This is a genomic window from Methylibium sp. (assembly GCF_013817345.1).
Taxonomy (GTDB): domain Bacteria; phylum Pseudomonadota; class Gammaproteobacteria; order Burkholderiales; family Burkholderiaceae_C; genus Methylibium.
This window is the reverse complement of the sequence record NZ_JACDCW010000040.1, coordinates 26,030-32,029: the sequence shown is the minus strand read 5'-3', so window position 1 is coordinate 32,029 and position 6,000 is coordinate 26,030. Positions and strand designations below refer to the sequence as shown.

7 protein-coding genes and 1 tRNA gene are annotated in these 6,000 nt (G+C 67.0%); 2 read left to right on the top strand and 6 right to left on the bottom strand.

Annotated elements, in window-relative coordinates:
* Nucleotides 1–23 precede the first annotated feature (23 nt).
* Nucleotides 24–1,091 (top strand): lipocalin-like domain-containing protein, encoded by a 1,068-nt coding sequence (locus H0W40_RS09665; RefSeq protein ID WP_292445676.1) that lies wholly within the window; start codon nucleotides 24–26, stop codon nucleotides 1,089–1,091.
* A 16-nt stretch (nucleotides 1,092–1,107) separates the two neighbouring features.
* Here H0W40_RS09665 and H0W40_RS09660 read toward each other — a convergent pair whose 3' ends face one another.
* Together H0W40_RS09660 and H0W40_RS09655 are read right to left on the bottom strand one after the other, a co-directional pair.
* Nucleotides 1,108–1,806 (bottom strand): hypothetical protein, encoded by a 699-nt coding sequence (locus H0W40_RS09660; protein ID WP_292445672.1) that lies wholly within the window; start codon nucleotides 1,804–1,806, stop codon nucleotides 1,108–1,110.
* A gap of 92 nt (nucleotides 1,807–1,898) precedes the next feature.
* The gene (locus H0W40_RS09655) at nucleotides 1,899–3,020 is read right to left on the bottom strand and encodes a GAF domain-containing sensor histidine kinase (protein ID WP_292445671.1); all 1,122 of its coding nucleotides are present in this window, start codon (nucleotides 3,018–3,020) and stop codon (nucleotides 1,899–1,901) included.
* A 1-nt stretch (nucleotide 3,021) separates the two neighbouring features.
* Between H0W40_RS09655 and H0W40_RS09650 the strand changes: the two genes are divergently transcribed.
* Nucleotides 3,022–3,303 (top strand): hypothetical protein, encoded by a 282-nt coding sequence (locus tag H0W40_RS09650; RefSeq protein WP_292445670.1) that lies wholly within the window; start codon nucleotides 3,022–3,024, stop codon nucleotides 3,301–3,303.
* Nucleotides 3,304–3,415: 112 nt separating this feature from the next.
* On the opposite strand, the gene H0W40_RS09645 is transcribed toward H0W40_RS09650, so the two are convergent.
* From H0W40_RS09645 to H0W40_RS09630, 4 genes are all read right to left on the bottom strand, one after another.
* A tRNA-Ser gene (locus tag H0W40_RS09645) sits at nucleotides 3,416–3,506 on the bottom strand.
* A gap of 143 nt (nucleotides 3,507–3,649) precedes the next feature.
* Nucleotides 3,650–4,783, bottom strand: coding sequence for a branched-chain amino acid ABC transporter substrate-binding protein (locus H0W40_RS09640; RefSeq protein ID WP_292445669.1), 1,134 nt, complete (start codon nucleotides 4,781–4,783; stop codon nucleotides 3,650–3,652).
* A 151-nt stretch (nucleotides 4,784–4,934) separates the two neighbouring features.
* Nucleotides 4,935–5,357, bottom strand: coding sequence for a hypothetical protein (locus H0W40_RS09635; RefSeq protein WP_292445667.1), 423 nt, complete (start codon nucleotides 5,355–5,357; stop codon nucleotides 4,935–4,937).
* A 210-nt stretch (nucleotides 5,358–5,567) separates the two neighbouring features.
* A complete protein-coding gene (locus H0W40_RS09630; RefSeq protein ID WP_292445666.1) occupies nucleotides 5,568–5,993 on the bottom strand; it encodes a DNA polymerase III subunit chi in 426 nt (141 codons plus the stop codon).
* Nucleotides 5,994–6,000: the final 7 nt, after the last annotated feature.

Sequence of the window (6,000 nt, the reverse complement as noted above, 5' to 3'; positions counted from 1 at the left end):
TGGCTCCGGCACTGGCCGCCGCGATGCGACAGAGCCACGCACAGCCTGCACAGGCGCAGACCGCGGCGGCGCCTGTCGTGCGCCCCGGCGTGCCGATCCGCCTGCCGCGCGACTTCGGTTCGCACCCCGAGTACCGCACCGAATGGTGGTACGTCACCGGCGCGCTCGACGTGCCGGGCAGCGTCGAGCCTTTCGGCTTCCAGCTGACCTTCTTCAGGTCGCGGACCGATCTGGCGCCCGGCCACCCCAGCCGCTTCGCCGCCCACCAACTGCTGTTCGCGCACGCCGCGTTGACCGATCCGCAACAGCGCCGCCTGCGCCACGATCAACGCATCGCCCGCGCGGGTTTCGGCATCGCCGAGGCATCAACCACCGACACCGCCGTCACGCTGCGCGGCTGGCAGCTCGACCGCCATGGCCCTGTCGGCAGCCATCACTACCGCGCCCGGCTCGACGCTCCCTCGCAAGGTTTCGCCTTCGACCTGCGCTTCGATGCCACGCAGCCCGTGCTGCTGCAAGGCGACGCCGGCTATTCGCGCAAGGGCCCCGAGCCCTCGCAGGCCAGCTACTACCTGAGCGAGCCGCAGCTCGCCGTCAGCGGCACGCTGCGACTCGACGGCCGCGCGCTGCGTGTCGCCGGCCGCGCCTGGCTGGATCATGAATGGAGCGAGGCACTGCTGCATCCCGATGCGGTGGGCTGGGACTGGATCGGAATGAACCTGGACGATGGCGGCGCGCTCACCGCCTTCAGGCTGCGCCGGCGCGACGGCAGCACGCTGTGGGCCGGCGGCAGCTTCCGCGCGCCGGGCGGCACGGCGCAAAGCTTCGCAAGCAACGCCGTGCGTTTCGAACCCTTGCGAACCTGGGTCAGCCCCGCCACGCGCGCGACCTACCCGGTCGCCTGGCGCATCGAAACACCGGCCGGCCGCTTCGAAGTGCGAGCCCGACTCGACGCGCAGGAACTCGACAGCCGCGGCTCGACCGGCGCGGTCTACTGGGAAGGGCTGAGCGACTTGATCGACGCGAGCGGCAAACGCGTCGGGCGGGGATATCTGGAGATGACCGGCTATACCGCAGCGCTGAGGCTATGAGCGCTGCGTGGGCGCCTCAGTGGGCCCCCGGCTGCGCAGCGTGCTCGTAGCCGAGGCGATCGACATCTTCCAGACTCAGGATCGGCGCGTACATGAGATCGGTGGGCTCGGTGGATCGAGACCAGCCGAGATGCATTTCACCGATCGCGCGCTTGCTCATCTTGAACAGCCGCCACGCGGTCCGCTCGGTGAAGACCGGCCGGTCCTGCCCGGGTTCGAGCAGGCCGGCCAACGACACCACCGAACTGTTGAGTCCCCGGTTGTGGGCTGAAACTTGATAGCGCGATGCAGCGGCGGCGGAGTTGATCGGGCGAACCGTCAGGAACAGGCAATAGCTTGCTTCGGGGATGCCTGCGAACGATGCCGATGCGACGCGGCCGGCGACCAGAAGCGCCTCGCTCTCGTACTGGTTCGTGCCGGGAAGCGGGGTCAAGCGCCCAGGCTCGAGCGGAGCGGTGGTTTCGATGCGGACACCCAAGGCCTGTTGCAGTCCCTTGGCGAGGTTGACGGCGAGCCTTTGGGGGAAATCGCCGAGTGGAACCAGGTAGACCGCCACCTCGTCGGACGACGCCGCAGGGGCCGGCTGCACCGGTTGCGCGGGCCGCACGGGTTCCGTGGGCTGCGCAGGCGCAGGTTGCACAGGCGGCGTGGAGCAGGCCTGCAGGCTGAGGAGCACGGGCCCCGCCAGCAGGATCTGTCGTCTGCGGATCGACATCGGCGGCTCCTTGTTGGCAAGCCAGCTCTTATACGGCGTGCGCGGCCAATGCACGGGTGATCAGCGATTCAGCAAGCGACGCGAGCTGCCGCTCAGGCGGCGTCTTTTCCGTCACCTGTCACGCCGGCTTCCTGACCATTCATGGGAAGAAGAACGATGAACTCGCTGCCCTTTCCCATGCCTTCGCTGCGTGCCATGGCCCGGCCCCCGTGCAACTCGACGAGCTGGCGCACCAGCGCCAGGCCGATGCCCAACCCGCCTTGCGCTCGATCGGGCGCTTGAGCGGACTGCATGAACATGTCGAAGACGCGGGGAAGCACCGACGGATCGATGCCGATGCCGGTGTCACGCACGCTCAGCTCGATGTGGCGTTCGGTCTGTGCGGCGCGAACGAAAATCTTTCCGCCGCGCGGCGTGTACTTCGCCGCGTTGTTCAACAGGTTGCCTAGCACCTGCGTCAGGCGCGCCTGATCGGCAAACACCCGCAGGGGCGCCTGCGGCACCGCAACGTCGAGCGTGTGTTGGTGCTTTTCCAGCAGGGGTCGAGCGACCTCCACGGCCGCTGCCAAGACGTCCTGCACGTTGATCCACGACGACGCGAGCACGATCTTGCCGCGGCGAACGCTCGTGAGATCCGTCAGATCGTCAATGAGCGTCACGAGCGCAGAACTCTGACGCTCGATGATGGCGATGGCGCCTTTCTGCGCCTCGGTGGCTGATTGCTGCAAGAGGTGCGTTGCGAGGCGGATCGTACCCAGCGGGTTCCTCAGCTCGTGCCCGAAAGTCGCCAGGAACGCGTCCTTGCGTCGATCCGCTTCCTGCAGTTCCCTCAGAACCCGCTCGTGTTCGGCGACGTCGTTGCCCTGCACGGAGATGCCGCTCACCTCCGAGAGCCGGCGCTCCGTGGTGTCGTGAGCGGTCTTGTGCGTGTGCAAGGCATCGGAGGACTGAGCGGTCATGCCGGCGAACTCGGCAAGACTCTGCAAGACGCGAAGATCCTCGGCATCGAAGAGCTTGCTTTCCGGCTCGAGTACCGCCCACACCGTCCCAATGGCGCGACCCGCCCTGGAGAAAGGCGCGAGAAGCACTTCCTGGATCGGCGTGCCCAAGGCCTCGATGTACGGGAAGTAGCGCGCCGGATCGCGCATCAGCATCCCTTCGCCCGCCTGCACGACGGCGCCGCAGGGGCTGAAGTCGCGGCAGGGTCTGATCAAGATGCGGGCGCAATTCGCCGGCCATGGCGACCCAGCGAAACACCGGCTGGCCGTCGCATTCGTCTTCCAGACTGAGCCCCGTCGAGTCGGCGCCGGTCAGCTCCAGGGCGAGATCGACCAGGCGCTGAGCCACCCCGCGAGGCGACGAAACCAGTGTTTCGGCGATCGCCTTGAACGCCTTGATCTCGAGCGCCATGGCGGCCGGGCGACAAGGGCGCTGCGCGAGCTCGTGGGTAATCACGATGTCGTCAAGGCCAGGCAAGGGCGCGACTGCTTCCGATGACGCCGTGGACGCCTGCTTGCCAAGAGCAAAAGAGTCAGCCAAGCATCCTCCGCTTTGTCAGGACGGTGCGTGCCTGCGTGCTATCGGCGACGGCATCGTGGTGTATGCGAAGTGGCGGAGAGAGCGGGATTCGAACCCGCGGGGGGCTGTTAACCCCCACACGCTTTCCAGGCGTGCGACTTAAACCGCTCATCCATCTCTCCGGAGCCTGCGATTGTAGCCACGCGCCTGCACGAGAAAGGCGCCCCGCGGGGCGCCTTTCGAAGTGTCGCGGAGTCGACTGCGCGGGGTTCGCATCGCTTGCGCTGTGCTGAAACGGTGCACAGGCACCGCCTGCCGAAGTCGCTCAGTTGAGTGGCGACTTCTTGCCGTCCTTGTAGACGTAGAGGGTCATCGCCGGGTTCTTCAGTTCGCCGTCTTTCTCGAAGGCGACCTGCGCCGTCACGCCGGTGTAGTTGGTCTCGTGGATCTTCGGGCCGTAGACCTTGGGATCGGCCGAATCGGCGCGCTTCATCGCTTCGACCAGCACCATCGTTGCGTCGTAGACGTAAGGCGCATAGACCTGGAACTCGCCCGGGTACTTGGCGTCGTACTTGGCCTTCCATTCCTTGCCGCCGGGCATCTTGCCGAGCGAAGCGCCGCCTTCTGCGCAGACCACGTTGCCGAGCGTCTTGGCGCCGCCCGAAAGCTCAGCCAGCTTGGCGGTGCAGATGCCGTCGCCGCCGAACAGGTTGATCTTGGACATTCCCAGCTGCTCCATCTGGCGAAGCATCGGGCCGGCCTGCGGGTCCATGCCGCCGTAGAACACGCCGTCTGGACCCTTCGACTTGATCGAGGTCAGGATGGCCATGAAATCGGTGGCCTTGTCGGTGGTGAACTGCTGGTCGACGATCTGGATGCCGCGCGCCTGCGCGGTCTTCTTGAACACCTCGGCCACGCCCTGCCCGTAGGCGGTGCGGTCGTCGATGATCGCGATCTTCTTCAGCTTGAGGTTGTTGGCGGCATGCAGCGCCAGTCCGGCGCCCAGCGCGTTGTCGTTGGCCAGCAGGCGAAAGGCCATCTTGTAGCCCGCTTGCGTGTACGTGGGGTTGGTGGACGCAGGCGTGATCTGCGGGATGCCGCAGTCGTTGTAGATCTTCGAGGCCGGGATGGTGGTGCCCGAATTCAGGTGGCCGATAACGCCGTTGACCTTGGCATCGCACAGCTTTTGCGCCGCGGCGGTGCCCTGCTTCGGATCGGCTGCGTCGTCTTCGGCAACGAGCTCGAATTTGACCTTCTTGCCACCGATCGTGAGGTTCTGCGAGTTCAGTTCGGCGATCGCCATGCGCGCGCCGTTCTCGTTGTCCTTGCCGTAGTGCGCCTGCGCGCCGGAGACCGGGCCGACATGGCCGATCCTGATCGTCTGCACGTCCTGAGCGGACGCGCTCGCAGCACACAGCAGGGTCATAGCAGCCACGACGGCCGTGAGTTCGACTTGCATAGGGAAAACCTCCGGGTTGGAAGATCGGGTCGAGTGGAACGGGGTGTCCTCAACGGCAGGAACGTTACTCCAAAACCCTGCGCGTTCGAGCCCCCGGACGCCCCGAGGAAACACCATCGGCGTCAAGCCATGACGGTGCGCGGCGCTCACCTCAACGGCGGCGCTGGCGCTCCAATTCGCGGGCAACCGCCTGCGCGACCACGTCGTGCAGCACCGAAGCGAGCCGCTCGCGGCTGTCTTCGACCAGCGCTTCGCTCCAGCGCGCGAGCACGGGCGCGAGCATCTCGCGCAGGCGCTGCTCGAGCAGCGGGTCGATCTGGCGCTGCACGTCGGCCAACACACGCTCGACGAGTTGGTGCTCGGCCGACCGGTCGAGCGAAAGCTCGTCGGCCGCAACATCGACAGGCTCGTCGCGCTGCGCGTCCTGCACCTCGGGCGCAACGCCCGCATCGTCCTCGACGTCGTTCGACATAACCCGCGCCTGCTCGTCGACCAGGTCTTCGTCGACCACCTCGGTCAAGGTGGGAACCTGTCGCGGCGGCAGCACGCGCGGGGTCTCTCTTTCGCCGCTCATGTGCGCCCTCTGCACATCCGCTCATGCACACAAGCCTTGCCGTCGTGCGCAGCTCCCGTTTGCTCGCTTCGATCCCCGCTGCGCGGAGCCCCTCTTTCGCGGCTCACGGGCGCCCTCCGTACACCCGGTCTCGCGCACAGGCCTTGCCGTCGGGCGCAGCGCCCGTTCGCTCGCTTCGATCCCCGCTGCGCGGGGCCCCTCTTTCGCGGCTCACGGGCGCACCTCATGCAGCACGATCTCGTAGCCGCGGCTCTTGTAGTGGCGCAGTCGCTCACGGCCCGCCGCGCGCGCTTCATCGGCGCTGCCGACGATTTCGAACAGGCGCTCGAAGCTTTCGAAGCCGGGCGCGATCTGCGGGCCCAGGTTCACCAGCACTTCGTGATGGAGGGCGTCGCCCGTGCGCTCGACCAGCGAGATCGGCGTGTCGGCCAATGCGGCCTGGGCGGGCTCCCGCACGCGCAGGTGCGGCACGAACGAAGTGGCGTCGAAGGTCCATAGCTGCACGTCGAGCCGCTCCAGCGCGTCGGCCTCGGCGACCACCGCCACGCGGGCGCCGCGTTGCTGCGCCTTGAGCAGCAGCCGGCAGGCGTAGGCGAGCGGATCGGCGACGCCGTGGTGGAAGTTGATTTCGGTCATCGTGGGT